The 26,889-nt window shown below is 66.3% G+C and carries 24 protein-coding genes and 1 pseudogene; 8 read left to right on the forward strand and 17 right to left on the reverse strand.

Annotation, left to right across the window (positions count from 1 at the left end; genetic code table 11):
- Positions 1-27: 27 nt before the first annotated feature.
- Positions 28-1,572: an IS3 family transposase gene (locus AC1D3B_RS07385; RefSeq protein WP_478190018.1), complete on the reverse strand. Its 1,545-nt coding sequence runs from the start codon at positions 1,570-1,572 to the stop codon at positions 28-30.
- Positions 1,573-1,691: 119 nt separating this feature from the next.
- On the opposite strand from AC1D3B_RS07385, the gene AC1D3B_RS07390 reads away from it, so the two are divergent.
- Positions 1,692-1,880 carry a hypothetical protein gene (locus AC1D3B_RS07390; RefSeq protein WP_478190019.1) on the forward strand — a complete coding sequence of 63 codons (189 nt, stop codon included), beginning with the start codon at positions 1,692-1,694 and terminating at the stop codon, positions 1,878-1,880.
- On the opposite strand, the gene AC1D3B_RS07395 is transcribed toward AC1D3B_RS07390, so the two are convergent.
- The 12 genes and pseudogenes from AC1D3B_RS07395 to AC1D3B_RS07450 form a co-directional block, all read right to left on the reverse strand.
- Positions 1,874-2,884: an amylo-alpha-1,6-glucosidase gene (locus tag AC1D3B_RS07395; protein ID WP_478190020.1), complete on the reverse strand. Its 1,011-nt coding sequence runs from the start codon at positions 2,882-2,884 to the stop codon at positions 1,874-1,876. The two genes, AC1D3B_RS07390 and AC1D3B_RS07395, sit on opposite strands and share 7 nt — an antisense overlap.
- Positions 2,885-3,005: 121 nt before the next feature.
- Positions 3,006-3,425: pseudogene (locus AC1D3B_RS07400) on the reverse strand (FAD-dependent oxidoreductase); the annotation flags it as partial.
- A 123-nt stretch (positions 3,426-3,548) separates the two neighbouring features.
- Positions 3,549-5,018, reverse strand: a complete 1,470-nt coding sequence (locus AC1D3B_RS07405; protein ID WP_478190021.1) for an NAD-dependent succinate-semialdehyde dehydrogenase — start codon at positions 5,016-5,018, stop codon at positions 3,549-3,551.
- Positions 5,019-5,038: 20 nt separating this feature from the next.
- A complete protein-coding gene (locus AC1D3B_RS07410) occupies positions 5,039-6,127 on the reverse strand; it encodes a tartrate dehydrogenase (protein WP_478190022.1) in 1,089 nt (362 codons plus the stop codon).
- 11 nt (positions 6,128-6,138) lie between these two features.
- Positions 6,139-7,767 (reverse strand): ABC transporter ATP-binding protein, encoded by a 1,629-nt coding sequence (locus AC1D3B_RS07415; protein ID WP_478190023.1) that lies wholly within the window; start codon positions 7,765-7,767, stop codon positions 6,139-6,141.
- Positions 7,767-8,636 (reverse strand): ABC transporter permease, encoded by an 870-nt coding sequence (locus tag AC1D3B_RS07420; protein ID WP_478190363.1) that lies wholly within the window; start codon positions 8,634-8,636, stop codon positions 7,767-7,769. The genes AC1D3B_RS07415 and AC1D3B_RS07420 overlap by 1 nt, the downstream gene beginning before the upstream one ends.
- 52 nt (positions 8,637-8,688) lie before the next feature.
- Positions 8,689-9,645 carry an ABC transporter permease gene (locus AC1D3B_RS07425; protein ID WP_478190024.1) on the reverse strand — a complete coding sequence of 319 codons (957 nt, stop codon included), beginning with the start codon at positions 9,643-9,645 and terminating at the stop codon, positions 8,689-8,691.
- Positions 9,646-9,810: 165 nt separating this feature from the next.
- Positions 9,811-11,433, reverse strand: coding sequence for an ABC transporter substrate-binding protein (locus AC1D3B_RS07430; protein WP_478190025.1), 1,623 nt, complete (start codon positions 11,431-11,433; stop codon positions 9,811-9,813).
- A 39-nt stretch (positions 11,434-11,472) separates the two neighbouring features.
- Positions 11,473-12,765, reverse strand: a complete 1,293-nt coding sequence (locus AC1D3B_RS07435) for an NAD(P)/FAD-dependent oxidoreductase (RefSeq protein WP_478190026.1) — start codon at positions 12,763-12,765, stop codon at positions 11,473-11,475.
- Positions 12,766-12,787: 22 nt separating this feature from the next.
- Positions 12,788-13,453 carry a haloacid dehalogenase type II gene (locus AC1D3B_RS07440; protein ID WP_478190027.1) on the reverse strand — a complete coding sequence of 222 codons (666 nt, stop codon included), beginning with the start codon at positions 13,451-13,453 and terminating at the stop codon, positions 12,788-12,790.
- Positions 13,454-13,687: 234 nt separating this feature from the next.
- On the reverse strand, positions 13,688-14,044 hold the full coding sequence (locus AC1D3B_RS07445; RefSeq protein WP_478190028.1) for a cupin domain-containing protein: 357 nt from the start codon (positions 14,042-14,044) through the stop codon (positions 13,688-13,690).
- Between the two features lie 218 nt (positions 14,045-14,262).
- Positions 14,263-14,493 (reverse strand): hypothetical protein, encoded by a 231-nt coding sequence (locus tag AC1D3B_RS07450; RefSeq protein ID WP_478190029.1) that lies wholly within the window; start codon positions 14,491-14,493, stop codon positions 14,263-14,265.
- A gap of 264 nt (positions 14,494-14,757) precedes the next feature.
- Here AC1D3B_RS07450 and AC1D3B_RS07455 point away from each other — a divergent pair, with 264 nt between their 5' ends.
- The 3 genes from AC1D3B_RS07455 to AC1D3B_RS07465 are packed head-to-tail and all read left to right on the forward strand — an operon-like array spanning position 14,758 to position 16,744.
- A complete protein-coding gene (locus AC1D3B_RS07455; RefSeq protein ID WP_478190030.1) occupies positions 14,758-15,636 on the forward strand; it encodes a GNAT family N-acetyltransferase in 879 nt (292 codons plus the stop codon).
- Between the two features lie 5 nt (positions 15,637-15,641).
- Positions 15,642-16,577 (forward strand): 2-hydroxyacid dehydrogenase, encoded by a 936-nt coding sequence (locus AC1D3B_RS07460; protein WP_478190031.1) that lies wholly within the window; start codon positions 15,642-15,644, stop codon positions 16,575-16,577.
- Positions 16,578-16,621: 44 nt separating this feature from the next.
- Positions 16,622-16,744 (forward strand): hypothetical protein, encoded by a 123-nt coding sequence (locus AC1D3B_RS07465; RefSeq protein ID WP_478190032.1) that lies wholly within the window; start codon positions 16,622-16,624, stop codon positions 16,742-16,744.
- A gap of 267 nt (positions 16,745-17,011) precedes the next feature.
- Here the strand turns inward: AC1D3B_RS07465 and AC1D3B_RS07470 are convergent, their stop codons facing one another.
- Entirely contained in the window at positions 17,012-18,202 is a 1,191-nt protein-coding gene (locus AC1D3B_RS07470) for an amidohydrolase (protein WP_478190033.1), read from the reverse strand.
- Complete coding sequence (locus AC1D3B_RS07475) at positions 18,199-18,897, reverse strand: HAD-IA family hydrolase (protein WP_478190034.1); 699 nt, start codon at positions 18,895-18,897, stop codon at positions 18,199-18,201. Before AC1D3B_RS07475 ends, AC1D3B_RS07470 begins: the two co-directional genes overlap by 4 nt.
- Before the next feature lie 456 nt (positions 18,898-19,353).
- On the opposite strand from AC1D3B_RS07475, the gene AC1D3B_RS07480 reads away from it, so the two are divergent.
- The 4 genes from AC1D3B_RS07480 (at position 19,354) to AC1D3B_RS07495 (ending at position 24,556) form a co-directional block, all read left to right on the forward strand.
- Positions 19,354-20,757, forward strand: a complete 1,404-nt coding sequence (locus tag AC1D3B_RS07480) for an aminotransferase class III-fold pyridoxal phosphate-dependent enzyme (protein WP_478190035.1) — start codon at positions 19,354-19,356, stop codon at positions 20,755-20,757.
- Positions 20,758-20,823: 66 nt separating this feature from the next.
- Positions 20,824-21,318, forward strand: a complete 495-nt coding sequence (locus AC1D3B_RS07485) for an Lrp/AsnC family transcriptional regulator (RefSeq protein WP_478190036.1) — start codon at positions 20,824-20,826, stop codon at positions 21,316-21,318.
- 409 nt (positions 21,319-21,727) lie between these two features.
- Positions 21,728-23,209: an aldehyde dehydrogenase family protein gene (locus AC1D3B_RS07490; RefSeq protein WP_478190037.1), complete on the forward strand. Its 1,482-nt coding sequence runs from the start codon at positions 21,728-21,730 to the stop codon at positions 23,207-23,209.
- Positions 23,210-23,230: 21 nt separating this feature from the next.
- On the forward strand, positions 23,231-24,556 hold the full coding sequence (locus tag AC1D3B_RS07495; protein ID WP_478190038.1) for an NAD(P)/FAD-dependent oxidoreductase: 1,326 nt from the start codon (positions 23,231-23,233) through the stop codon (positions 24,554-24,556).
- 891 nt (positions 24,557-25,447) lie between these two features.
- Here the strand turns inward: AC1D3B_RS07495 and AC1D3B_RS07500 are convergent.
- Positions 25,448-25,798 carry a phospholipase D family protein gene (locus AC1D3B_RS07500; protein WP_478190039.1) on the reverse strand — a complete coding sequence of 117 codons (351 nt, stop codon included), beginning with the start codon at positions 25,796-25,798 and terminating at the stop codon, positions 25,448-25,450.
- The gene (locus tag AC1D3B_RS07505; RefSeq protein ID WP_478190040.1) at positions 25,731-26,732 is read right to left on the reverse strand and encodes a DUF4331 family protein; all 1,002 of its coding nucleotides are present in this window, start codon (positions 26,730-26,732) and stop codon (positions 25,731-25,733) included. Before AC1D3B_RS07505 ends, AC1D3B_RS07500 begins: the two co-directional genes overlap by 68 nt.
- Between the last annotated feature and the right edge of the window lie 157 nt (positions 26,733-26,889).

Consider the following 26,889-nt stretch of genomic DNA (forward strand, 5'->3'; position numbering starts at 1 on the left):
GGGGGTGCGGCAGAAATCTTGGACTGGTTATGCCGCGAGCCCCAGGCTTTTCCGATATTCAACAGGACTGAGAGCGCCGAGGGAGAGCTTGATCCGCTTCTCGTTGTACCAGCGGATGTAGGAGTCCAAGGCCAGGGTGAACTGCTCGATGCTCGCTGTTTGCCAGTCACGAGGATAGAACATTTCCGTTTTCAACCGGCCGAAGAAGCCTTCGCAGGCAGCGTTGTCTGGCGAGCACCCTTTGCGTGACATCGAACGAATCAGCTTGGCATCTGCGATGCGCGATAGCCATCCAGGCCAGCGGTAGTGGGCGCCGCGATCGGAGTGCACGACAGGCCGTTCGCTGTCGCCGGGTATTGTCTCGATGGCCGCATCCAGCATCGTGTTCACAAGCTCAGCGTCCGGTCGCGTGCCGATCGACCAACTGACGACCTGACCGTCGAAGCAGTCGATCATCGGTGACAGATAAACCTTGCCGGCGGCGATCTGGAACTCCGAAATATCGGTGAGCCACTTCTCATTCGGGGCGGCAGCCGAGAAGTCGCGATTGACGAGGTTTTCTGGCGCCGGGCTGATCTCCCCCAGGTAGGAGCCGTATCGGCGCCGTTTCGGCTTTGCGACGACCAGGCGCTCCTGCTTCATCAGGCGCTGCACCACCTTCTCTGACAGGCGCACGCACTGTCTGCTCAGCGCTGCCTGCATCCGGCGGTAGCCGTAGCACCGGTGGTTAAGTTCGAAGATGTCGGCAATCGCCCGGCGCGCACCAGCATACTTGTCCGCAACCTGCACGCGCGCCCGATGATAGAAATACGAACTGCGGGCAAGGCCCAGCTCAGTCAAGAGATCTGACAGCGCATGGGTCTGTTTGAGGGCGTCAACTAGCAGCGTCTTCTCCCGATTCGTCAGGAGTTGCAGGTCGACGCCCAGGCCTTTTTTTATGATTTCATTGGCCTTCTTCAAGAGGTCGTGTTCGAGTTGCAGATGTCGGATGTCGCGACGAAGGGATTCGACTTGTCGCTCCAGTTCCGCTCGCTCGGGCTGCGGCCCTGGGGGCAAAACTTTGCGGCGTTTCATTGATGCTGGGACCTCCGGGCCGGCGAGTTTGTTCTTCCAGTTGTACAACGTCGGCCTGCTCACGCCAAGCTTCTGAGCAACCGCCTGCGCACTTCCCTGACGGGTGCACAGCTCGAGGACTGCCAGCTTCTTCAATTCCGGCGGCAGAGGCACACTGCCGACTTTGCCGACAACGCGATGCCGGGAGTTGGGGTGCAGCTCATCAATCCAGGCAGCAAGGGTCCCCCGCCCTGGATAGCCCAGGGCCCTCAGGGTTGCAGCAATGCAGCGATCATGAGTGAGGTAGTGGTCAACAGCGAGCCTCTTTTGTTCGTGCGAATACTTCGACCTCGTGCGCATGTAGCCACGCGACAAGTCCAGGCTTCGCTCGTACTCCTCATGCCAACTTTTCAGAGAGTTCTTCGTCGGGTAGCCCAACTGGCGAATGGTCGCCCCGATTCGCTTCCCCAGTTTGATGTAGAGCTTGACCGCCCGAATGCGGTCGTCGTATGAATACATGAACTACCTCCAGAGGTAGTCCAAGATTTCTGCCGCACCCCCAAGCGCGGGATTTCAGCCGAGCCCCACGTCGTCTCGCCGGTTCAGGATCGACATCCCAGAAACGGATTGGAGCGAAGATGAAGACCAGAGTCATGAAGCCAACGCCTTCGCGCAACACGACCAACACTCCCGACGAGCCCGAGATCACGCAGGAAGAAGCGATACCGAGCGACGGCAAGGACCATGAGGGGGAAAAACTCATGGAGCAATTGGGCCGTGAACGCCGCGGCGAAGAAGGAAGCAGTGAACCGCTAGCGGATCAATAGCGTATATCGAAGCGGGCCCTCTTTCCACCCAGCCGCTGTTCGGCAAACGCGACCACGCGGCCGTTCACGCGGCGGAACATGACATCGATGCGGTTCGGACCGACTTGCAGGTCGACGAGCTCAACAGTCTCGACGCCCTGCGGCAAGAAAGGCCGGTCCACCCGCAGGGTGTGCTCGCGTCCATCGACGTGAATCCCCAGGCATGACTGAAGTAGCATGAACACCGACCCCGCCGCCCAGGCTTGCGGCAGGCACGCCACCGGGTAGGCTACCGGCGCCTCGCCCGGGGCGCGGTCGAAGCCGCAGTACAGCTCAGGCAATCGCAGTCCGAAATTGATCGCGGCCTCGAACATGTTTCCGAGCAAGTGGACCACCCCGTCGCGTTCGCCATAGCGCGCCATGCCCGCAGCACACAGCGCCACGTCGTGCGGCCAGACAGACCCGTTGTGGTACGACATCGGGTTGAAGCGGGCCATGTTCGCCGCCAAGGTGCGCACGCCCCAGCCTGTGTCGAAGGCGCTCGTCAGAAGCTGCCGCGCGACCGTTCGGCCGCGCTCCGGCGAGGGCAGGCCCGTAAACAGGAGGTGCCCCGCGTTCGATGCGAGTACGCGGCAAGGGTCGCCCCGCCCATCGAGCGCCAATGCGTAGAACTGAAGCTCATCCCGCCAGAATTTGCTTTCCACTCGCGCAGCCAGCGCACTGGCGGCCTCGTTCCATCGGGTGGCGCTGTCGTGGACGCCGCGCTCGCGCGACAGACGGGCCATGCCGCGAAACGCTGCGAACGCATAGCCTTGGACTTCGATCAGCGCAATCGGTCCGATCGGCGAACGCGGTGGCTGCCAATAGCGCACTCCAGATGCCGTCGATAAGGCGAGGTCTCCCGTGCGCCGCGCATATTCGGCCGCCAACATCACGAAGAGGGGCGTCGTATCGACCCCGCCGTAATACTTGCCGAAGGGCAGTTCGTTGACGGCGGCCATTTCGCCCTTGCGCGTCTCGTGCATGATCTTTCCCGGCTCCGCATCCCCACGAGTTCGATTTCTTGCCCGTTGACCAGGTCTTCGAACCACTGCCACCGTGTGCTTGCCAACGCCACCGCGCGGTGGATGAGCACGAGAACGGTAGCCGCAGCGACGGTGGCCCAGAAGGGAGGAAATCGTTGCTAAGACTGCCGATGGCGACCACCAGGGTGTCGTAGCCGAGGGCGCTCGCCGGCGTGACCAGCCGGCCCTCGTCGTCCATGTAGGGTGCCACATGCACCTCGCGCCGCTCGCGGTCGATGCCGGTGAGCTCGCCGAGCCGGAAGCGGAAGCGGTGCCAGTGCGCCTGCGCGAGATAGTCGACCTCGTGCGCGCTCATGTCCATGCTACCCGAGGCGATCTCGTGCAGCTTGGGCTTCCATACGTGGGTGCGGTGCATGTCGACCAGCGTGACGTCCGCCATGCCGCGCTTGCCCAACATATCGCCGAGGCGAGTGGCCAGCTCCAGACCGCCGGCACCACCGCCCACGATGACGACGCGGTGCTTGGACAAAGGGCTGTTCATGGTTGACGGCTCGTACAGGCGCGGGGTCACTTCAGTGCGGCCGGGCCACGACCACCGATCGGTTCGCCGGGCACGGCCACCTTGTTCAGGCGCGCCAGCATTCCAGTCCGACGCCCAGCGCTGCTACAGCTGCCCCTGGCACACGTACTTGATGTGCAAGTAGTCGTCCAGCCCGTGCACCGAGCCCTCGCGGCCGTAGCCTGAGGCCTTGACGCCGCCGAAGGGGGCTGCCTCGGCAGCGAGCGCGCCTTCGTTGACGCCGACGATGCCTGTCTCCAGCGCCTCTGCCACGCGCCAGATCCGGCGCACGTCCTGCGAGTAGAAGTAGGCCGCCAAGCCGAAGGGCGTGTCGTTGGCCGCCGCGATCACCTCGGCCTCGCTGTCGAATCGCGTGATCGGCACCACCGGCCCGAAGGTCTCCTCGCAGCTGCAGGCCATGGTGGCATCGGCGTTCACCAGCACCGTGGGCGCGTAATAGTTCGGACCCAGATCGACGAGGCGCCTACCCCCGGTGAGCACTTTGGCCCCCTTGGCGACCGCGTCCTGCACATGGCGCTCGACCTTCTCGACCGCGCGCGCATTGATCATCGGACCAATCCGCGAGGCTGCGTCGCTCGCCGGGCCCACCTGGAGCGCACCGACGCGTCCGGCCAGCTTGTCGGCGAAGGCGTCATGCAGGCGCTCGTGCACGAACACGCGGTTTGGAGAGACGCAAGTCTGGCCGCCGTTGCGGAACTTGGCCGCCATCAGGCCTTCGACGGCGGCATCGATGTCTGCGTCTTCGAACACGATGAAGGGCGCGTTCCCGCCGAGCTCGAGCGAGAGCTTCTTCAGCGTGTCCGCCGAGCGGCGCGCCAAGTGCTGGCCCACCGGCGTCGAGCCGGTGAAGCTGATCTTGCGCACGCGCGCATCGTCCAGCCACACGTCCACCACCTCGGGCGTGCGTTCGCGCGAGGCGGTGACGATGTTGATGACCCCCGGCGGCACGCCGGCCTGCTGGGCCAGCTTGATCAGGGCCAGCGAGGTCAGCGGTGTGTCCTCGGCAGGCTTGCACACCACGGTGCAACCGGCCCCGAGCGCCGGCGCGATCTTGCGCGCGATCATCGCGGCTGGGAAGTTCCACGGCGTGATGGTGGCGACCACGCCCACCGGCTCCTTCAGCGCGAACATGCGCCGGCCCGGCGCCGGCGCGGGAATGATGTCGCCATTGGCGCGCGTAGCTTCCTCGGCAAACCACTCGATGTAGCTAGCGGCATAGGCCACCTCGCCCTGGCCCTCGCCCAGCGGCTTGCCCTGCTCGCGCGAGATCAGCCGGCCGAGATCCTCCTGGTGGGCCATTACCAGGTCGTTCCAGCGCTTGAGGATCTGCGCGCGCTGCTTGGCAGGCACGGCCCGCCATGCCGGGAAGGCGGCGTGCGCGGCATCGACGGCCGCGCGCGCATCGGCGGCGCTGCCGTCGGGCACGCTGGCGAAGACAGCGCCGGTGGCAGGGTCGGTGACGTCGAGGCGGCGTTCGTCGCTCGCCTCGCGCCATTCGGCGCCGATCAGCTGGCGTCCGGGCATCAGGTCCGTGCGTTCAAGAGTCAGTGTCATGGTGTTTGTCATGGAGGATTTCAGGCTGCGGCCACGCGCTCCGCGATCGCGATTCCCATCTCGGTGGTGGATGCGGTACCGCCGAGGTCGCGCGTGCGCGGTCCTTCGCGCAGCACGGTCTCAATGGCGCCGAGGATCGCGTCGTGCGCGGCGCGGCCGGCGCCTTGTGCCTGCGTGAGGAAGTCCAGCATCAGCGCGCCCGACCAGATCATCGCGATGGGGTTGGCGATGTTCTGGCCGAAGATGTCGGGGGCCGATCCGTGCACGGGCTCGAACAGCGACGGGAACCTCCGGTCCGGGTTGAGGTTGGCCGAGGGCGCGAGGCCGATGGTACCGGTGGTCGCAGGGCCGAGGTCGGAGAGGATGTCGCCGAACAGGTTGCTCGCCACCACCACATCGAAGCGCGTCGGTTGCAGCACAAAGCGCGCCGACAGGATGTCGATGTGCTGCTTGTCGACCTGCACCTCAGGGTAGTCGCGGCCGATCGCATCCGCGCGCCCGTCCCACCAGGGCATGCTGATCGCGATGCCGTTGCTCTTGGTGGCGACCGTCAGGTGCTTTCTCTTTCGCGTCTGGGCGAGTTCGTAGGCGTACCTCAGAACGCGGTCGGTGCCGTGGCGCGAGAAGACCGATTCCTGGATCACGATCTCGCGTTCGGTGCCTTCGTACATCACGCCGCCGAGCGAGGTGTATTCACCCTCGGTGTTCTCGCGCACCACGAGATAGTCGATGTCGCCTGGTTTGCGGCCGGCCAGTGGGCAGGGCACGCCTTCGAACAGGCGCACCGGGCGCAGGTTGATGTACTGGTCGAACTCGCGGCGGAATTTCAGGAGCGATCCCCACAGCGAGACGTGGTCGGGCACCGTCGCAGGCCAGCCGACGGCGCCGAAGTACAGCGCGTCGACACCCTTCAATTGCTCCTTCCAATCGTCCGGCATCATCTGGCCGTGCGCCGCGTGGTAGTCACAGCTGGCCCAGTCGATGACGCGGCAGTCTAGCTCGAAGCCGAAGCGCTCCGCCGCGGCCTGCACCACGCGCAGCCCCTCGGGCATCACTTCCTTGCCGATGCCGTCGCCGGCGATCAGCGCGATGCGGAAGGTGGGTGTCATCTCGGTTTTCGTCATGTTGCTGCCGCTGCCTTGCGGTCCATGTCGTCAAGCCAGCCTTGGCGCAGCTCGGGCACCGAACGGGCCAGCAGTTCGTAGTAGGGGTGGTGCGGCCCGCGCTCGTAGTCGCAGCGCGCCACCTGCGCGAGCTTGCGGCCGTGCTGCATCACAACGATCTCGTCGCACACCGCGCGCACCGTATGCAGGTCGTGGCTGATGAACAGATAGGACACCCCGAGCTCGCGCCGCAGCTCGGCCAGCAGGTCAAGCACCGCCGCGGCGACCACGGTGTCGAGCGCGGAGGTGACCTCGTCGCACAGGATCAGGTCCGGCTCGGCCGCGAGCGCGCGGGCCAGGTTGACGCGCTGCTTCTGTCCGCCCGACAGCCCGCCCGGCAGGCGCCCGGCGACGGTCTGCGGCAGCTTCACCAGGTCCAACAGTTCGCGAATGCGGCGCTTCAGCGGCTCGCCGCGCAGGCCCTTGTAGAACTCGAGCGGGCGCGCCAGGATGCGCTCGATGGTCTGCGATGGGTTCAGCGCGGTGTCGGCCATCTGGAACACGATCTGGATGCGGCGGAGCTCGTCCCGCTCGCGCTGCTGCAGCGTCGGCTTGAGCTCGCGACCGCGGAACAGCACGCTGCCGTGGCTGGGCTTGAGCAGGCCGGCGACGGCCCGCGCCAGCGTGGTCTTGCCCGAGCCCGACTCGCCGATCACGCCGATTGCCTGGCCGCGGTGGAGCTTGAGGTCGATGTCCTGAAGGATCGGCTTGGCCGGGCGTCCCTGCGCATCCACCGGACCGTAGCCGGCCGAGAGCTGCTGCACATGGAGCAGCAACTCGGGGTCGTCGTTCGCCGCCTTGCCCGATTCGCGCGCCACCGGTCGGGCGGCAGCCAGCAGGCACTTCGTGTAGTCGTCCACCGGTGCCGAGAGGATCCGCCCGGTCGCGTTGAGCTCGCGCATCTTTCCGTCGCGCAGCACCAGGATGTGGTCCGCCATCTGCGCCACCACGGCCAGGTCGTGGCTCACGTACACCGCGGTGGCGCGGCGCTCGCGCACCACGCGGCGGAAGGCATGCAGCACCTCGATCTGCGTAGTCACGTCGAGCGCGGTGGTCGGCTCGTCCAGGATCACGAGCTCGGGGTCGCCGATCAGCGCCATCGCGGCCATCAACCGCTGCAGCTGGCCGCCGGAGACCTGGTGCGGATAGCGCGCGCCGATGGTTTCCGGATCGGGCAGCGCGAGCTCGCGGAAGAGCTGCACCGCCTTCGCCTCGGCCTCGGCCCGCTTGCAGAGGCCGTGGATGACGGTCGGCTCCACCACCTGGTCCATGATCGTGCGCGAGGGGTTGAAGGAGGCGGCTGCGCTCTGCGCGATGTAGGAGACCGTGCGGCCGCGCAATGCGCGCTGCTGCGCCACATCGAGCGCGAGCACGTCGGTGTCACCAATCTGCACGCGGCCAGCCGAGATGCGACAGCCGTGGCGCGCATAGCCCATCAGCGCCAGTGCGGTGGTGGTCTTGCCGGAGCCCGACTCGCCGATTAGCGCCAGCACCTCGCCGGGCTGCACGGAGAAGCTCAAGGCATCAACCAGCGTGTTCGCGCCGGCGGTGATGCTGAGGCCCTGGACAGTGAGTGGTGCGCCCATCAGCGTGCTCCTCTTTCGCGGGCGGTACGGCCCGGCAGGTTGTCGATGACGAGGTTGACCGCGATGGTCAGGCTCGCAATGGCCAGCGCCGGCACGATCACCGAGGCGCCGCCCATGGCCAGCGCGCCGATGTTCTCGCGCACCAGCGAGCCCCAGTCGGCCGCCGGCGGCTGGATGCCCAGGCCGAGGAAGCTCAGGCTCGCCAGCAGCAGCACGACATAGACGAAGCGCAGGCCCAGGTCGGCCAGCATGGGGCCGGCGATGTTCGGCAGGATCTCGCGCAGCATGATGTAGAGCGTGCCTTCGCCGCGCGTGCGCGCCACGGTCACGTAGTCGAGCGCGTTGATGTTGACGGCGAGCGAGCGCGCCATGCGGTAGGCGCCCGGCACGTAGATGATTCCCGCCGTGACCACCAGCATCGGCACCGAGGAGCCGAAGCCCGCCACCATGATGAGCGCGAACATCTTGCTCGGGATGGCGGTCAGCGTGTCGAGGCCGCGGCTGAGGACTGCGTCGATCCAACGACCGCTGGCGGCGGCCAGCAGCGCCAGCGTGGTGCCGGCTCCGCTTGCCAGCAGCGTGGCGAACAGTGCAACGCCAATCGTGTAGCGCGCCCCCTCGATGACGAGCGCCAGCATGTCGCGGCCGAGGTAGTCGGTCCCCAGCCAGTGCTTCGCGCTGATGGGCGCAAAGACGTTGTTGCCGCCCACGACACCCGCGCTGTGCGACAGCAGCCAGGGGCCGAGCAACGCCGCGAGCAGCCAGAACAGCAGCACCGCGAGGCCAAGCAGGCCGGATGGCCCGAAGCTGCCGAGCCGGCGCAGCGGGCTGTTTCGACGCTCGGTCGGCAAAGCCGCGACAGAAGCCATGACGTTCACGGCCGAAGTGGAGTTGGAGGTGGAGGTTTCCATGGAATTGGCCTCAACGGTGCCGCAGCCGCGGGTTGGCGAGGATGCCGCAGATGTCGGCCGTCGTCACCAGGATCAGATAGGCGCAGCAGAAGATCATGGCGCAGGTCTGCACCAGCGGCATGTCGCGCTGCGAAACGCCGTCGACCATTAGCTTGGCGATGCCTGGGTAGTTGAAGATGGTCTCGACGATGATCACGCCGCCGAGCAAATACGACAGGCTCAGCGCCACGGCATTGGCGATCGGGCCCACCGCATTGGGCAGCGCGTGCGCCAGCACCATGCGCATTTGCGAGGCGCCTTTGAGCCGCACCATCTCGATGTACGGCGCCTCGAGCTGGTCGATCACCGCGGCTCGCGTCATGCGCATCATCTGCGCGACGATCACGCAGCACAGCACGAGCACCGGCATGGCGAAGGCGCGCAGCATCTGCCCGATTGACTCAATGTCGTTGACGAAGGAGAGAGCCGGCAGCCAGCGCAGCTGGACAGCGAACACAAGCACCGCCAGCGTTGCGACCAGGAACTCCGGCACTGACACTACCCCCACCGCAGTCGTCGAAGCGGCGCGGTCGAACCAGGAGCCGCGCCACACCGCCGAGGCGATGCCTAGCGTCAGCGCGATCGGCACCGAGAACAGCGCCGTGACGGCGGCCAGCAGCAGCGAGTTGGGCAGCCGACTGGAGACCAGCTCCGAAACCGGCATCTGGGTGGTCGCAGAGCGACCCGGATCGCCCGTCACCATGCCGAGCAGCCACTTCGCGTAGCGCTCGGGCGCCGGCACGTCGAGACCCATTTTCGCTCGCAGCGCGGCAACGGCTTCGGGCGTGGCGTCCTGGCCAAGCTGTTCCTGCGCGGCATCGCCGGGCAGCACTGCAGTGATCGAGAAGACGATCACCGACACCGCCAGCAACGACAGCAGCGCCAGCGCGATGCGTTGAACGAGAAGCTTCAGGATTACATGATTCATCTCATTACTCCTAGGCGCTTTGAGCCGTTCGAAACAGATGGAACCGGCGCCGCCCATTCGGGGGAAACACTGCGGAACCGGCGTTGCCGGGCCGCCGGTATTGGCCCCGGTGAGAGGGTTGACGGAGCGCCCTGGAGTGCGCAAAGCCTGGGGAGAAGCTCATGCTCAGGCCTCGAGCCAGACGTTTTCCGCAAAGTTGTAGCCCATCAGGCCGCCCAGCGGGATGGGCGACAGTCCCTTGAGCTTGGACGTGTGCCCATCGATGCTCGCGAGGAACAGCGGAATGCCGATGCCGGCGTCCTGGTGGATCATCGTTTGCATGTCGGCGTACATCTGTTTGCGCTTGGTCAGGTCGGTCTCAGCGCGCGAGGCCGACAGCAATTGGTCGAACTTCTCGCTCTTCCAGCGCGACTCGTTCCACGCCGCACCCGACTGGAAGAACTGCGTCAGCAGCACGTCGGCGCTCGGGCGCGGGTTGACGTTGCCGAAGCCCACATGGCTGTTGAGCCAGTGGTTCGACCAGTATCCGTCGGCCGGCATGCGCTTGATGTCGAGTTCCAAGCCGGCGCGCTGCGCCGTCTGCTGCAGCAACAAGGCCATCTCCACCGAGTACAGCGCCGCGGGCGATGCCACCATCGACACCTTGCCCGTGACACCGGACTTCTGCAGGTGGAACTTCGCCTTGTCGAGGTCGAAGGGGCGCTGCGGCAGGCCGGCGAAGTAGAAGCGGTTGGTCGGGTCGATTGGCTGGTCGTTGGCGACCACCGCGTAGTCGAGCGCGATGGTCTTCTTCATCTGCTCGCGGTCGAACAGGTACTTCATCGCGAGCACGAAGTCCGGGTTGGCGCCAGGACCCACGTCCTTGCGCATCACGAGATCGGAGTACTGGCCGGACTGGGTGACGAAGATCCCGAAACCGGGCGTGCCCTTCACGCGCTCGACCGAACGCGGATTGACCGAGCCCACCAGGTCCATGCCGCCCGACAACAGTGCATTGACGCGCGCGCTCTCGTCGCCGATGCCCACGAACTCGATCTCGTCGAGGTAAGGCTTGCCGGGCTTCCAGTAGGCGTCGTTGCGCACCACCAGCGAGCGTACGCCCGGCTTGAATTCCTTGAGCTTATAGGGGCCGGTTCCGATGCCGGCATTGAAGTCGGCGGTGCCTTCCTTGACGATCTGGAAATGGGAGGTGCCGAGAATCACCGGCAAGTCGGCGTTCGGCGCGCTCAGCACGAAGGTCACTTCGTTCGGGCCGGTGGCCTTGGCGCTGTCGATCTGGTCGGCCAGCACCTTGGCCTTGGAGGCGGTGGCCGGGTCCTTGTGGCGCATCACGGAGTACACCACGTCGGCCGGCGAGAGCGGCTTGCCGTCGTGGAAGGTCACGCCCTTGCGGAGCGTGAAGACCCAGGTCTTGGCATCCTTGGTGGTGAACGACTCAGCCAACGCGGGCTGCGGCGTCAGGCTGCCGTCCAGCGAGGTGAGGCCGTTGTAGATCATGTTGCAGCGCGAGTAGTCGGTCTGGTTCGACTGCTTGGCCGGATCGAGCGTGTCGGTGGCGGCGGCAGTCGCGCCGGCGACGCGGATGCGCCCGCCCTTCTTCGGCGTCTGCGCATGGGCGGACATCGCGGCGCCTGCGATGCCGCCGGCCAGCGTGGCCTGCATGCCGCCGGCCATCAGCATCGCGAGAATGTCGCGCCGCGAGGCGCCGCGCCGCAGCGACTCCATCACGCGAAGGCTTTCGCCGGGACCGACGAGCTTCTCGAAGGTCATGTTGCTGCTGCTGTTCATGGGGTTGACTCCTCTTGGTGGGTCGATGAAGAATGGCGCTCAGGCCAGCCTGTCCTTGAGCGTGTAGTACAGGCCGATCGCCGGCAGGAACCACGGCGGGCCGAAGTGGCCGGGGATCGCCGGCCAGTTGCGGCCGCGCCAGGGATTGGCGAGCGGATCGCCGCCCATTACAGCCGCCATGCGCTGGCCCATGTGCACCGACATCTGCGTGCCATGGCCGCTGTAGCCCGTCGCATAGTAGAGACCGTTGCGCTCGCCGGCGTGGGGCAGCCGGTCCTGCGTCATGTCGACCAGGCCGCCCCAGCAGTAGTCGAGCCGCACGTTGCCGAGCTGCGGGAAGGTTTCGGCCAGCCCGGCGCGCAGGATCTCGCCGCTCGCGGCATCGGACTGAGGACTGGAGACCGCGAAGCGCGCGCGCCCGCCGAACACCAGCCGGTGGTCGGTGGTGAGCCTGAAGTAGTGGTGGATGTTGGCCACCGTGGTGTAGGTACGCCGCGCCGCCAGCAGGGCCTGCGCGCGCTCGGCGCCCAGGGGCTCGGTGACGACAATGAAGCTGCCGATCGGCACGATGCGGCGGCGCAGCCAGCCGAAGCTGCCGTAGCCGCCGTGGCGCGTGGCACCGGTCGCCAGCAGCACCTGCTGCGCGCTGAGAGTGCCCCGGCTGGTGTGCAGCTTGTGGGCGTGGCTCGAGCCCAGGCGCTCGATGCGCTGCACGGCGGTGCCGGTATGGATCTGCGCGCCGTTGCGATCGGCCGCGGCCGCCAGGCCCTGCGCGAATCGGCCCATATGCATCTGGCCGCTGCGCTTGTAGAGCAGGCCGCCGTGAAAGCGCTCGCTCTGCACTTCGGCATGCACGCGCGCCGCGTCGAGGATTTCGACATCGGTGTCGACGCGGTCGGATACCAGGCGCTCGGCGCTGCGTTCGAGCGCCGCCATCTGGCCGGGACGCGTCGCAAGCTTGAGCTTGCCGTGGCGCAGGAAATCGCAGTCGATGGCTTCCTCGCGCACCAGCCGTGCCACCGTGTCCACTGCGTCGTCGTAGGCGCGGTACCAGGCGCGGGCGCGCTCGACGCCGACCTTGGCCGCGACTTCGGCGTAGTCCACCGCCAGCCCGTTGTTGACGTGTCCGCCGTTGCGCCCCGAGGCCTCGGCCGCCACGCGCTCGCCGGCTTCCAGCACCACGACCTTAGCGCCGCGTTTCGCGAGCGCCAGCGCCGCAGACAAGCCGGTGAAGCCGCCGCCCACGATCGCGACATCCGCCTGCGCCGACAGCTCGCGCGAGCGGGCGACGAAGGCAGGCGCCGAATCGGTCCAGTAGGAATCGAGCTTCATGGCGTGCGGTGCTTGCAACTGATCAGAGGCCGACCACGCCCGGCAGGCCGCCGATGTCCTTGATCTCGACGTAGCGGTAGGCCGGATTGCCCGGGCCGTGGCCGCGGTTGACGAAGACTTTGTTGACGATGCCCAGGTCGTCCGCCGACATCAGGTCGTAGCGCAGGCTGGAGGACACGTGCAGCACGTCCTCGGGGTTGCAGCCCAGCGAGTCGAGCATGTACTCGAAGGCCTGCAGGCGCGGCTTGTAGGCCTGGGCCTGCTGCGCGGTGTAGACGCGATGGAAAGGGGCGCCGAGCATCGCGACGTTCTTCTGGATCTGGTTGTCCGAGGCGTTTGACAGGATCACCAGCGGGATCTCCTTCGCGACCTTGGCCAGACCGGCGGGCACGTCCTCGTGGGGAGCCCACGTCGGCACCGCGTCGTAGTACTTCTGCGCTTCGTGGTCCAGGTACTGGATCTTCCACTTCTTGCAGAGGCGCCGCACCGCGTTCTTCAGCACCACTTCGTAGGGCTGCCAGTCGCCGAGCACTTCGTCGAAGCGGTAGGCACTGAAGTCGGCGATGAACTGCTCCATCTGCTCGGCGGGAATACGGTCAGCAAAGATGTCGCGCGTAACTTCGCCCATGCGAAAGCGCGTGAGGGTGCCGTAGCAGTCGAAGGTGATGTACTTGGGACGGATGCTCATGGTCTCTGTTCCTTGGATGAGAGATGTAAATGCGACGAACTCATGACGAAACGATTGCAGCACGCAGCAGCGCCGAGGATGTAGGGAAATGCGGCACGTGGCGCGCGGAAGCTGCGGTTTGAAGGGGGTGCGGCGGCATGCCATGCGGTCTGCCCCTCGCGTGTGCGGCGACGCACCTCGGTGCGTCGCTGCAAAGGCGATGAGCACGCTTTTGAAGCGGCAGCTGCGTCATGCTCAGGCCATGACCCATACCTTGCGCACAGTTTCGAGGGTGCGCCAGGTGCCGGTGTAGCCGGGCTTCATGATGAAGCAGTCCCCGGCCTTGTAGGTCACCGGGGGCCGTCCGTCCTCGGTGAGCTCGGCCACGCCGGACAGGATCAGGCAGAACTCCCAGGTCTCGCCCTTGATGGAGCGATTGACGCCGGGCGTCGACTCCCACACGCCAGCGCGCACCTTGTCGTCCTTGGCGCTGTCGACGTCCCAGTTGCGGCACACGATGTCGCCTTCGATGACGCGTTCGGCCGGCGGCCGGTATTCGCGAGGTGCACCGAGCTGGTCGAAGTTGAAGTTGATGAGCAGATTTCTTGACATGAAGAGTGAACTTTCAGGAGGGTGGAACACGACCCTGATGCTATGTTTGGGCGTTCCCGCGTGGGTGCCGAAGCCGATGCCGAAAACGGTGGCAAATGCGCGATTGGCTGCGCGGCAAAGCGCAATCTGCTTTGCGCGGGCAATGCGTGAGACTGCCGCGGTCAGTTCGAGAAGTCGTTGCCTGCCGCCAATGCCGGGCCGATCTTGGCGTGGGAAGTTCAGGGTGCGACGGTCGCAACGACGCCGTAGGGCTCACCGCCGATGTAGACGCGTGCACGGGGCGCTCCCGTCGCCCAATCCGAAGTCTGGAATGCGGCCTGCGCATTGCTCACCGCACGGTCGACGATGGCTGCAGGAGCGATCGGTACCTCGGCATAGACCCTCCCATCGGATGGACGACGAACCTCGAGCAGGTCACCCTCGCCATTGACCAGCACACCCCCCGACAACGTGCCCGTTTGGAGAGGAGGTCTCGTCGGGGGTCGAAATGAAGCGTGTTCAAGTCCGGCTCGAAGCTTTGCATGGCGATCGATGCTAGGGAGATCGGCTCAGCATTTGTATGCGTAGGCAGGCCCGCCGCCGCAGCGAATTGCAAAAAAGGCACCCTTTGCAGGCGAAGCTTGCGAGTTGCGAAAGAGCGCGAATTCGCTCTGGCGAAAGGCGCGGATGTCGTCCAAGATGAGCTGCCCTATTGCTCGCACGAAGACCTGCCGATGCCCGCCCAGACACTGAACGCACCCGCTCTCGACGGCGTGGTGCTGAGACCGATGACCGCTGCCGACCTGCCGCTCGCGCACGCGTTGACTGCCGAGCTGCGCTGGCCGCACCGCCCCGCGGATTGGGCGCAGGTCTTCGCCCATGCCGAGGGCATCGTTGCCGAGCGCGACGGGGAGTTGGTCGGCACCGCCCTGCGCTGGCGCTGGGGCGATCGCCACGCCACCATCGGCCTCGTGATCGTGTCGCCGGTCTGCCAGGGGCGCCGCCTCGGCCACCGGCTGATGAGCGCGCTGCTCGAAGAGCTCGAGGATTGCACGGTGCTGCTGCATGCCACCGCCGAAGGCCGAGGTCTATACGAGCGCCTGGGCTTTGTGCGCACTGGCGAGCTGCGGCAGCACCAGGGCTTGGCCCAGCCGGCGCCACTGATCGCGCTGCCCACAGGCTGGCGCCTGCGGCCCGCCGGCCAGAGCGAGGCGGCATCGCTGCAGGCGCTCGATGCCGCGGCACGCGGCATGCCGCGCGATGCGCTGATCGAAGACCTGCTCGCCGCGTCCGATGCCTGCGTGGTGCTCGACCACGACAACGCGCCGCGCGGCTTCGCGATGCTGCGGCGCTTCGGGCGCGGGCACGCGATCGGTCCGGTGGTGGCGCCCGATGCCGAAGGCGCGAAGGCGCTGATCGCGCACCTCGCCGGGATGAACGCTGGAAACTTCACACGCATCGACATCGACTTCGCCAGTGGCCTGGCCGAATGGCTGGAGAGCATTGGCCTGCTGCGCGTGGATGCGCCGACGACGATGGTGCGCGGCGCGCCGCTCGCCAAGGCGCCGGATGGTCCCGCGCTGTTTGCGATCGTCACGCAGGCCGTGGGCTGAGTTCGATGGGCGCGACCACCTTTCTCTACAAGTCCGATCCGGTGCGCGGCCGCCAGTGGGCCGAGGTGTTCCGGCGCCGCGCGCCCGAGATCGACTTCCGCATCTGGCCCGACATCGGCGACCCGGTGCATGTGCGCTTCCTGGCGGCCTGGGAGCCGCCGCCGGATCTGGCCGAGCGCTTCCCCAACCTGGAGGTGCTGTTCTCTTCCGGCGCCGGTGTCGACCAGTTCGACTTCGCGGCACTGCCGCCGGACTTGCCGGTAGTGCGCATGGTCGAGCCCGGCATCGTGCAGGGCATGGTCGAGTATGTGACGCATGGGGTGCTCGGCCTGCATCGCGACATGCCGCGCTACCGGCGCCAGCAGCAGCAGGGCCAGTGGCGCCCCTTGCTCGTGCGGCCCGCCGGCGAGCGGCGCGTGGGCGTGCTGGGGCTCGGCTCGCTTGGCCAGGCAGTGCTGGCGCAGCTCGTCGGCCTGGGCTTCGACTGCGCAGGCTGGAGCCGCTCGCGGCATGCGGTCGAGGGCGTGGCATGCCATGCCGGCGCCGACGAGCTGCCGGCTTTTCTCGCGCGCACCGACATCCTCGTGTGCCTGCTGCCGCTAACCGATTCGACGCGTGGCTTTCTCGATGCGCGGCTGTTCTCGATGCTGCCCGAAGGCGCGGGCCTCGTGCACGTCGGCCGCGGGCCGCAACTCGTCGAAGCGGATCTGCTGGCCGCGCTGGCGAGCGGCCGGATCGGCGATGCGGTGCTCGACGTGACCGACCCCGAGCCGCTGCCGCCGGCGCATGCCTTCTGGCGCCATCCGAACGTCCAGCTCACGCCGCATATCGCGAGCGTGACCCAGCCCTTGAGCGCGGCCGAGGTGGTGCTGGACAACCTGCGGCGCTTCGAGGACGGCGTTCCGATGCTCGGTCTGGTCGAGCGCGCGCGCGGGTACTGAGGAGATGCAGGAACCTCGACGCCAACGAGGAGCGCTGGGAGCAGGTGCGCGAGCGCTATCTGGCGCAGGAACTGCTGGTCAACCTGAACAACGCGGCCGTCAGCTCGCCGGCCGAGTGGTGGAGCAGACGACGATCGAGGCCTTTTGCCTGGCAGCCGCAATCCTGACGTCAACATGTGCACCCGGCTCGATGCGAGTCTGCCTTCGATCAAGGGCCGCTGGCTGCCTTGGTCGATTCCGATCCGGCCGAGATCGCGCCGCACTGCCCATCGACGCGCTGCGCACGCCGCGCCAGCCGCTGCTGCGCTGGCTGGCGACGCAGTGCGGTAGCGTTGCCGGTCCAGATGCGCTCGACGATCTTGGGGTGCTCCAGATGTTCAGGATGCTTGTTTGAAGCATATCCAAGCCCGGAAGGCGCGATGCCTACATTGCCATCACGACGAAGACCTTGCGAGGGCGCGCTCGGCCACTTCGCAGAACCAACGCACGCCCAGCGGCAGCGCATCGTCGTTGAAGTCGTAGCAAGGGTGATGCAGCGCGCGTTCGCCGTCCGGTCCCGGATCGGCGCGGCTCTGGCCCAGCCAGAGGTAGGCGCCGGGCCGGTGCTTCAGCATAAAGGCAAAGTCCTCCGAGGTGAAAGCGGCGCGCGGCGCCATGTCGGACTGCAGGCCGACGGCCTTTGCCGCGGCCAGCGCGAGCGCGGCCTCGGCTGGCGTATTGACCGTGGCAGGGTAGTAGCGCACGTAGCCGACCTCCGCCCGGATGCCGTGGACCAGCGCCACGCCTTCGACAGTGGCGCGCAGCGCGGCCTCGATGCGATCCTGCAACGCCAGGTCGAAGCTGCGCACGGTGCCGGTGATCGATACCTCCGCCGGCAGCACGTTGTGGCTGTGGCCGCCTTCGATGCGCGTGACCGAGAGCACCGCCGATTCGCCCGGATCGATGCGGCGCGAGACGATGGTGTGCAGCTGTGCAACCAGTTGGCTCGCGGCGAGGATGACATCGGGCGTGTGATGCGGCTGCGCGGCATGGCCGCCGCGTCCATGCAGCACGATGTCGAAGCGATCGGCCGCCGCCATGATCGGGCCGGCCCGCGTCTGCGCGTGACCGAGCGGCAGGTCGGGCCAGTTGTGCAGCGCATAGACGCTGTCGCAGGGGAAGCGCTCGAACAGGCCGTCCTCGATCATGGCGCGCGCCCCGCCTTTGCCTTCTTCGGCCGGCTGGAAGATGAAGTGCACCGTGCCGTCGAAGCGCCGCGTGCGCGCCAGCTGGCGCGCGGCGCCGATCAGCATGCTGGTGTGGCCGTCGTGGCCGCAGCCGTGGTGCACGCCCTGCGTGCGGCTGGCATGGGCGGAGCGCCCAAGCTCGACCATCGGCAGCGCATCCATGTCGGCGCGCAGGCCGACGCTCTGCGTCCCGCTGCCGCAGCGCAGCGTGCCGACCACGCCGGTGCCGCCGAGGCCCTCGTGAACCTCGAGATCGAGCAGCCGCAGCGCCCGCGCCACCAGGCCGGCCGTGCGCCGTTCTTCGAAGGCGAGCTCCGGATGTGCGTGCAGGTCGCGGCGCAGCGCGACCAGTTCGGGCAGCAGGTCGGCAACCGGCGCGGCAATGGACTGGAGCGTCAACGCCCGGCCTCGACGGCATCGGCCAGTTCGGCCAGCGTGTGGAAGTGGTAGTCGGGCCGGGTGTGTTCGGACTCGAGCGTGCCGCCGGAACCCTTCTGTCCATGGCGGCGCTCGATCCAGCAGGTGGTGATGCCCAGCTGCCTGGAAATGCCGATGTCGTGGTACTGGCTTTGCGCGACGTGCAGGTTGTCGGCCTGCTTGTAGCCCCAGGCGCCCTCGAAGCGGCCGCGGGCATACGCGAAGTAGCGCGCATCGGGCTTCTCGCACAGCGCGTCGTCGCAGGAGAGCAGCATGTCGAAGGGAGAGCCCAGCGTCTTGTCGAAATGGGCCAGTGCCCATTGCTGCGCATTGGTCATGGTCACCAGCTTGAAACGCTTGCTGAGGCGCTTCAATGCTTCCACCGAATCGGGGAACGCCGGCCATCGGGCCACCGAATCGCGAAAGCCCTGCGCGTGTGCGTCAGTGTCGGGCAGGCCCAATTTCGGCGCGATGGCGTGCCAGCATCGCTCCAGATCATCGGGATACCAACCGGCATTGCCGTCGGCGCGCGCAAAGCGGTAGGCGGCGAGGAAGTCCTCGTCCGTCACGCGGGCCTCGGGGGCGGCAGAGCGCAGGTACGCGAGCATGCCGCCCTCGAAATCAATCAGCGTGCCGACAACGTCGAACGTGAGAACCTTGAAATCTTGCAGGGACATGTTGAAGAGCTCCAGTGATGACGGCAATGCCGGTTGCCATGAGCATAGGGGCCGCTTTCTGCGTCGCTGAACCGAACTGGGTCTGCGACGCGGCACAGCATTTGGTTATCGGGGCGCTGCCAGCATCTTCTTCTGCCGACTCCCCCAAACGTCGGATGGGATCCTCCACCCAGAGGCCACGATGGAGAAGTTCTTCCGCACGCATCCCGATCGCAAACACACCGCGCCACTACCTTCGGGCTTTCACTGGAAGTGGTACTACGGTTTTCAGCAGCTTGGCGATGAGAGTCGGGCGCCCGGCCGTCAGCGGTCGAGAGCATGGGCGTGACGGCAGTATCTGCTGTAGCGACTCGCACAACCGCAGCCTGCTTTGCGCAGGGCCCTTAATGCAGCATCCGCGCGAGGGGCTCGCGGCCTAAGCTTTTGGACATCCAAAAGCCCTACCGCAGCCCCATCATGACGCACCCCACTGCTTTACCCCACCAGGCCGCGCTCGACGCGATCGACCGCGCGCACCTCATCCATCCCGTCTCGCCCTGGCGCGTGCACGAGCAGCGCGGGCCCACCGTGCTCGCCTCGGGCCGCGGCGCGTGGCTCACCGATGCCAGCGGCCGCGAGTTGCTCGACGCGTTCGCTGGCCTCTGGTGCGTGAACGTCGGTTACGGGCAGGAGAGCGTGGTGCAGGCTGCGGCCGAGCAGATGCGCCGCCTTCCATACGCGACCGGCTACTTCCACTTCAGCAGCGAGCCGGCGATCCGCTTGGCCGAGAAGCTGGTGCAGATCACGCCGGCCTCGCTGACCCGCGTCTATCTGACGCTCGGCGGCTCCGAGGCGATCGACGCCGCGGTGCGCTTCATCGTGCAGTACCACAATTCAATCGGCAAGCCGTCGAAGAAGCAGTTCATCGCGCTGGAGCGCGGCTACCACGGCTCTTCGTCCACCGGCGCCGGCCTGACCGCATTGCCGGCCTTCCATCGCGGCTTCGACCTGCCGCTGCCCACGCAGCACTACATCCCCTCGCCCTACCCCTACCGCCATGCAGACGGCGCCGACCCGCAGGCGCTGATCGCAGCCTCGGTCGCCGCACTTCGCGCCAAGGTGGCCGAGCTGGGCGCGGACAACGTGGCCGCCTTCTTCTGCGAGCCGATCCAAGGCTCTGGCGGCGTCATCGTGCCGCCCAAGGGTTGGCTGAAGGCCATGCGCGACGCCACGCGCGAGCTCGGCATCCTCTTCGTCGTCGACGAGGTCATCACCGGCTTCGGCCGCACCGGCCCCATGTTCGCGTGCCAGGCCGAGGGCGTGGAACCCGACCTGATGACAGTGGCCAAGGGCCTGACGGCAGGCTACGCGCCGATGGGTGCGACGATGATGTCGGAGCAGGTCTATGCCGGCATCGCCGACGGCAGTCCGGCCGGCGCCTCGGTCGGCCACGGCGCCACCTATTCGGCGCACCCGGTCAGCGCCGCGGTCGCCCTCGAGGTGGTACGCCTCTACGAAGATGGCGGCGTGCTCGCCAACGGCCAGCGCGGTGCGGCCCACTTCGCGGCCGGGCTCGATTCGCTTTCCGCGCATCCGCTGGTGGGCGATGCGCGTTATCGCGGCCTGCTGGGCGCGCTGGAGTTGGTAAGCGACAAGGCGAGCAAGCGCGGCTTCGACGCATCGCTCGGCCTCGCCGACCGTATCTTCGCCACCGGCTACAGGAACGGCCTCGTGTTCCGCTCCTTCGGCGACCACATCCTCGGCTTTGCGCCGGCACTCACCTTCACCGAAGACGAGTTCGCCCAGATGTTCACGCGCTTGAAGAAGACGCTGGACGAGGTGCTGGCCGCGCCCGACGTGCGCGCGGCCCTCGCCAGCTGAGCGCGCCTGAGCACGCGAGGACCGACGCACGCAGAATCGAGGGCATCTCTCCTACCCGGCACCGCCATGTCAGAAGCTTTCAAGATCGACCGACTCGACCTGCGCATCCTGGCCCAGCTGCAAAAGAACGGCCGCATGACCAATGTGGACCTGGCCGATGCGGTGGGCCTTTCGCCCAGTCCCTGTCTGATCCGCGTGAAGCGGCTCGAGCAGGCCGGCTACATCGCGGGCTACGGCGCGCACCTGCGGCTGGAGAAGCTCGGCGACACGCTCACCGTGTTCACCGAGGTCACGCTGCAGGACCACCACCGTGAGGACTTCGTTCGCTTCGAGGCAGCGATCCGCGAGGTCGACGAAGTGCTCGAATGTCACTTGGTAAGCGGTGGCTACGACTACCTGCTGCGCTTCCTGACGCGTGGCGTCAACCACTACCAGGAAGTGATCGAGGAATTGCTCGAACGCAACATCGGCATCTCGAAGTACTTCAGCTACATCGTTATCAAGTCGCCTTTCATCAAGACGCACTGTCCGATCGAACGGCTGTTTCCCCACCCGCGCTGAGTGAGGCGTGTTTGAACAAGCACGTGTAGAGTAGTCGCCCGTCAACCGCGGCTTCGCCAGTCGCCCGCAAGCGCAGTGGCAGGTATGGACAGAACTGGGACTGGTGCTGATGGGCTTATTGGCTTGGTGCTGGGCGCGGGCGCAACCGCTTGAGTGCGTCCGTTGTGAAGGCGTCAGGCGTATGCACGCGGCAGGATCTGCTGTAGCGAGTCGCACAACCGCAGCCTGCTTTGTGCAAGACCCTCATTGAAGCACCGGCGCGAGGGGTGCGCAGCCTAAACTTTTGGACATCCAAAGGCTCAACCTCAGCTCCATCATGACGCACCCCTCCGCATTGCAAAGCCTCCGTGGCCAGGCCTTTCTGGATGGCAATGAGCAACCCTCAAGTCATTTCCGAAAGGCCGACTCCATGAACTCCTCCATCGTCGAACGTCTCAGGAGCGCTGGCCGCCTGGATCGCGCGTTCATCGACGGCGAGTGGGTGATGCCCCACGGGCAAGCTTGCGCCGCTGTCATCGATCCGTCGACTGAGGAGCCGCTCGCGGAGATCGCGCTGGGAACTGTGCAAGACGTCGATGCGGCGGTGGCTGCGGCTCGGCGCGCATTCGCGACCTGGTCGGTGAATTCCGCCCAGAGCAGGGCCTTGCTTCTCGATCGCGTCCACGCCCTCATCCTGGAACGCGCAGAACTGTTCGCTCAGGCGATCTCGTTGGAGATGGGCGCTGCCATCGGCTTCGCGCGCAGCACGCAGGTGCCGTCTGCGGCACAGCACATCCGCGTGGCCCGCGACAATGCGCGCAGCTATGCGTTCGTCGCCCATCGGGGAGACATGGCCATCGTGCGCGAGGCCATCGGCGTGTGCGGCCTGATCACACCCTGGAACTGGCCGCTCTACCAGATCACCGCCAAGGTCGGCGCCGCCCTGGCAGCGGGCTGTACGGTCGTTCTGAAGCCCAGCGAGCTGTCGCCCCTGAGCGCCTTGCTTTTTGCCGAGGTGATGCACGACGCTGGCATCCCGCCGGGTGTGTTCAACCTGGTGAACGGCAGTGGACCAGAGGTCGGTGCTGCCTTGGCGGAGCATCCGGACATAGACATGATCTCGTTCACCGGTTCGACCCGGGCCGGCGTCCTTGTTGCCCAAGCGGCGGCCCCGACGGTGAAGCGCGTGGCCCAGGAACTCGGCGGCAAATCGCCCAACCTCGTCCTGCCGGACGCGGACCTCTCTCTTGCCGTTCCCAAAGGCGTGGCGGCCGCCTTCCGCAACGTCGGCCAATCCTGCAGCGCGCCGACGCGCATGATCGTGCCCCGCGCGCGCCTGCAGGAGGTTGAACGGCTCGCGCTCGAAGCGGCATCCGGCTTCGTCGTGGGCGATCCGCGTTCGCAGCAGACCACGCACGGCCCGGTGGCGAATCGCGCCCAGTTCAATCGGGTGCAGGAAATGATCGGCATCGGCATCGCCGAAGGTGCGCGGCTCCTTTGTGGCGGCCTCGGACGGCCGGAGGGCTTGAGCCGCGGCTTCTTCTGCCGTCCGACCATCTTCACCGCGGTGCATTCTCAAATGCAGATCGCGCAGGAGGAGATCTTCGGGCCGGTGCTCGCGTTGATCCCCTACGACAGCGTGGACGAAGCTGTGGAAATTGCCAACGACACCGTCTATGGCCTGGGCGCCCATGTGCAAGGCGAGGACCTTGCCGCGGCGCGCGCCGTCGCGGCGCGCATCCGCTCCGGGCAGGTGCACATCAACTATCCGGCCTGGAACCCTCATGCCCCCTTTGGCGGCTACAAGCGGTCGGGAAATGGCCGCGAATACGGAATAGAAGGTCTCGAGGAGTACCTGGAAACCAAAGCCATTCTTGGCTTCCAGGATGCCTCGGCACCCGGTACCGACTGACAGCGGCGACCGAGAATCATCATGTCCCCTCCGCTGCACCATATCAACACTTCCTCAAGGCCGCCGGCCACCGCTGACGTCGTCGTGATCGGCGGCGGCATCATCGGTGTGTTTACCGCGTACTACCTGGCCCGGCGTGGGCTTTCGGTCGCCGTGGTTGAAAAGGGCCGCATCGGCGCCGAGCAATCGAGCCGCAACTGGGGCTGGTGCCGCCAGCAGAATCGCGACGCCCGCGAACTGCCGATGGCGACCAGGAGCCTCGAGCTGTGGGAGCAGTTTGCCGCCGATACCGGCGAAGACACGGGCTTCTCCCGCTGCGGATTGTTGTATCTCAGCGATGACGAATTCGAACTGGAGCGCTGGGCCCGTTGGCGCGATTTCGCAAGGACGGCGGGCGTGACCACGCACATGCTGAGCGGCCGGCAGGCCTCGCAGCGGGGTCAGGCGACCGGCCGCGCATGGAAAGGCGGGGTTTTCTCGCCCAGCGACGGCACTGCCGATCCCGCCAAGGCGGCGCCCGCCGTAGCAGCCGCGCTGATGAAGCTGGGCGGCAGCGTCCACCAGAACTGCGCAGCACGGGGCATCGAGCTCGAGGGCGGCCGGGTCAGCGGCGTGGTCACCGAAGCGGGGACGATCAAGACCCGCGCTGCTGTTCTCGCAGGGGGTGCGTGGGCGTCCTCGTTCTGCCACCAGCTCGGCGTGCGGTTTCCGCTCGCCACGGTGCGCCAATCCATCGTGCGCGTATCCGCGCTGGAACAGCGCCTGCCGGACGCCCTGGCGGGCCCGGGTGTCGCCGTCACCCGGCGCCCCGACGGCAGCTACATACTGGCCATCAGCGGCCGTGGGCGCGTGGACCCGACGCCGCAGCTGATGCGCTTCGCGCCGCAGTTCGTGCCTATGTTCGCCAAGCGCTGGCGCAATGTGTTTCCCGGCGGCCTGGAAGGCATCCGCTGGGGTCATGAAACCCGCGCGCGATGGAAGCTGGACGCGCCCACGCCCATGGAACGGGCGCGCATCCTCGACCCCAAGCCCGACCCGGCGGGCGTGCGCGAGACCCACCGGCGTGCCGTCAACTTGTTGCCTGCACTTGGCAAGGCGCCCATCGCCAGCGCCTGGGCGGGTTACATCGACAGCACGCCCGACGGTATCCCCGGTGTCGGCGAAGTGCCGGAGGTGCCCGGATTCATCCTGGCCGCGGGCTTTTCCGGGCACGGCTTCGGCATCGGTCCAGGCGCTGGCCACCTGATCGCCGACCTGGTCACCGGCGCAGAGCCGATCTTTGATGCCGCGCCTTTCCGGCCGGACCGGTTCAACAAGTCGGCGTGGGGCAAGGTGGCTGATTTCTAAGCCGCGATCGCGATGCGCCGAATCCGACGAAGACGCGTGAGGCCGGGCGCATCGTAGCGTCGTCGTCATAGTGGCTTTCAGCGTGAACACCGACGGCCAGCGCGAGGTGCTGGGCCTGAAGGTCGGCGCTCGCAACGGATGCAAAGGAGCCACGTAAGCGCCACCGAGCTGCTCGATAAGCACGACGGACGCCCCACGGACAGCAATGCTGAATCACTGTCTGTGCTGTTCTGGTACGACCCGTCGAGCATCGACGAAGTTTGCGCGTGGGCATCAACCCTTTCGCCGTGGCATCGATGAGTTCCACCTTCTCACGGTGCTGTCCGCCACGCACATGAAGAGCTTGAGGTCGTCCGAAGCCAGCGACGAGGCAACTGACACGAGGATCCGAGACCTGCCTGCAGCCCCTCCCTGCCCGCCATGAAGCCTGCCGAAAATGCTTTCCGTGCCTAGAAGGCTGTTTGCGCATCTATTGGCTTGTCGCGGGGGCCTTTTCATCCACGCCAGTAGTTTGTTACGAACAATATTTCTCCGACGAACGTTGCCAGCGCACGAGCGCAGGAAGAACCCCTGGAGAGGATCATTGACGCTTCCCGCCCATGACGCCTCTGGTTGGGCTCCAAAGGTTTCACGTATTCAAGTCGAGGAAACGGGGCACGCCGGGGCAGCACCTAGACATAAACGCAAGGCCGTTGCGGATGAGCGTTTTTGAAGTCGAATATCGCGTCCACAACATTCGACATTCGCCGCTGATAGGGCGCGTTTCTCTGGATTCGTGCGTGGCGATCATCGCCTAAGGCGAGAGCCGGGGTCCGCACGGACCCGCGAATGACGAACAGGCCTAGGATCGATGAACCGAAGAAAAGGCTGACCACTTCTAGCCTCCTGCGGTCAACGCGTCCGGCCCCGATGAAGCGTCTTCAGATGGGCGTGGATCTCGATGTCCATGTCGTCGCCCACCTTCCCTGAAAACAGCACCGAAGCCTCGCGATTGCCATTGAGTCCGCAATCCGTGAGATTGGCGGATCCGATGATCGCCGTGTACTCGGCTTCGGTCTTAAAGTAGTACAGCTTCGAGTGCATGAAGCTGCCTGCGACGATGACGTGGCGCCTTGCCACGACTCGGAGGCGGCTTCGAAGTCGACCGCGCCATCGGCGCCTTCTGTCGTCTGCGTCAAGTGGCGGCCACCTTCTTTGGAAATCGTTCCTTGTGCGGCGAGCCGAGATACGGGAAGCCCGCAAGCAAATCCTCGTGGGGTCCCACGTTGTCCGTTGTCACTCTTCCGTTCGTGATCATGGAGATGAAGACGTCCATCGCGTCATCGGACAGGGCTCTGCCGTTGTCCGGATAGGACGTCGGCAGCGACGGATCGTAAAGGAGGATATCCGGCAGCAGCGTTCCTGCCACGCGCTTTGCTTCGTCGGGCGCGTAACCGCCCGTGTGCTCCAGCGAGTGCGCGTAAACAGCGACGAACTGGGCATCGCCCGCCGGCTCCGCAGCGAAGTAGGCGCCCTTCTGGTCGCCCGTCAGGAATACCGATTGCGACGGTCGCGCGCCGCGGTCCGCCTGAACCCATTTCCCGCCCGCACCGTCCACGGTGCGGGCCCAGAGCCCGAGCTTCTTGCCACCCAGGGCCCAGTTGGGTATTTCGAGCACGATGCTGCACACGTCGCGTTCGGCGAAGAAATCGGTGCCGGTGAACTGCATGTTGTTCAAGGCGCCCAGTGTGTCGAAGAAGAAGGGGTCGCTTCGCCAGCCGGCGAAGAAGTGATAGTCGCCAGCCTGCGTCAGCCGCGCTTCACGCCCTGTCGAGACGGGTGCGCCTGCCATGATGGTCTGGCCACCGTCACCTGTACCAGCGGCCTCCGCGCCTTCGACGCGGCGCAGGGTCGCCGTCTGGCTTCCGCCCTCGCCGCCCGAGAAGCACACCCGGTATGCGATGTCCGCGACGGCATCCCCGTTGATGTCGATCTTGATTTCATAGATCGCCTCCGTTGCAAACGGTTCGTCAGTGGTGGGACCTTCGGGGTTGACGCCGGCCGAGGGATGCACGTTCATGACCAGTATCGACTTGCCGGCATCGCCGGGCTTGGGGAAGGCATAGAGGTCCGTCAGGTCGAGCCGCGCGTCGCCGTGCGGAAAGCCGTAGTCCGGACCGGAGTAGTGATGCGACATGAATTCTCTCTTCTGTTGTTTCGAACGATCGAGCTGCTGCGGAAAGGATCAGAGCAGATGTGCTGACACAAATCCATTGCACGAAGGTGTCGAAGAGACAGCGAGGCGTCGATGCACACCTTGGTCCAATTGCTCGAACGTCGCCCTTCAGGTCTGA

The sequence above is a fragment of the Variovorax sp. P5_A3 genome, from assembly GCF_056400665.1.

What these genes read in the sequence shown, in the direction of transcription:
- AC1D3B_RS07385 (WP_478190018.1), bottom strand. Translation starts at nt 1,572, where the DNA reads ATGTATTCATACGACGACCGCATTCGGGCGGTCAAGCTCTACATCAAA.
- AC1D3B_RS07390 (WP_478190019.1), top strand. Translation starts at nt 1,692, where the DNA reads ATGAAGACCAGAGTCATGAAGCCAACGCCTTCGCGCAACACGACCAAC.
- AC1D3B_RS07395 (WP_478190020.1), bottom strand. Translation starts at nt 2,884, where the DNA reads ATGCACGAGACGCGCAAGGGCGAAATGGCCGCCGTCAACGAACTGCCC.
- AC1D3B_RS07405 (WP_478190021.1), bottom strand. Translation starts at nt 5,018, where the DNA reads ATGACACTGACTCTTGAACGCACGGACCTGATGCCCGGACGCCAGCTG.
- AC1D3B_RS07410 (WP_478190022.1), bottom strand. Translation starts at nt 6,127, where the DNA reads ATGACACCCACCTTCCGCATCGCGCTGATCGCCGGCGACGGCATCGGC.
- AC1D3B_RS07415 (WP_478190023.1), bottom strand. Translation starts at nt 7,767, where the DNA reads ATGGGCGCACCACTCACTGTCCAGGGCCTCAGCATCACCGCCGGCGCG.
- AC1D3B_RS07420 (WP_478190363.1), bottom strand. Translation starts at nt 8,636, where the DNA reads ATGGCTTCTGTCGCGGCTTTGCCGACCGAGCGTCGAAACAGCCCGCTG.
- AC1D3B_RS07425 (WP_478190024.1), bottom strand. Translation starts at nt 9,645, where the DNA reads ATGAATCATGTAATCCTGAAGCTTCTCGTTCAACGCATCGCGCTGGCG.
- AC1D3B_RS07430 (WP_478190025.1), bottom strand. Translation starts at nt 11,433, where the DNA reads ATGAACAGCAGCAGCAACATGACCTTCGAGAAGCTCGTCGGTCCCGGC.
- AC1D3B_RS07435 (WP_478190026.1), bottom strand. Translation starts at nt 12,765, where the DNA reads ATGAAGCTCGATTCCTACTGGACCGATTCGGCGCCTGCCTTCGTCGCC.
- AC1D3B_RS07440 (WP_478190027.1), bottom strand. Translation starts at nt 13,453, where the DNA reads ATGAGCATCCGTCCCAAGTACATCACCTTCGACTGCTACGGCACCCTC.
- AC1D3B_RS07445 (WP_478190028.1), bottom strand. Translation starts at nt 14,044, where the DNA reads ATGTCAAGAAATCTGCTCATCAACTTCAACTTCGACCAGCTCGGTGCA.
- AC1D3B_RS07455 (WP_478190030.1), top strand. Translation starts at nt 14,758, where the DNA reads ATGCCCGCCCAGACACTGAACGCACCCGCTCTCGACGGCGTGGTGCTG.
- AC1D3B_RS07460 (WP_478190031.1), top strand. Translation starts at nt 15,642, where the DNA reads ATGGGCGCGACCACCTTTCTCTACAAGTCCGATCCGGTGCGCGGCCGC.
- AC1D3B_RS07475 (WP_478190034.1), bottom strand. Translation starts at nt 18,897, where the DNA reads ATGTCCCTGCAAGATTTCAAGGTTCTCACGTTCGACGTTGTCGGCACG.
- AC1D3B_RS07480 (WP_478190035.1), top strand. Translation starts at nt 19,354, where the DNA reads ATGACGCACCCCACTGCTTTACCCCACCAGGCCGCGCTCGACGCGATC.
- AC1D3B_RS07485 (WP_478190036.1), top strand. Translation starts at nt 20,824, where the DNA reads ATGTCAGAAGCTTTCAAGATCGACCGACTCGACCTGCGCATCCTGGCC.
- AC1D3B_RS07490 (WP_478190037.1), top strand. Translation starts at nt 21,728, where the DNA reads ATGAACTCCTCCATCGTCGAACGTCTCAGGAGCGCTGGCCGCCTGGAT.
- AC1D3B_RS07495 (WP_478190038.1), top strand. Translation starts at nt 23,231, where the DNA reads ATGTCCCCTCCGCTGCACCATATCAACACTTCCTCAAGGCCGCCGGCC.
- AC1D3B_RS07505 (WP_478190040.1), bottom strand. Translation starts at nt 26,732, where the DNA reads ATGTCGCATCACTACTCCGGTCCGGACTACGGCTTTCCGCACGGCGAC.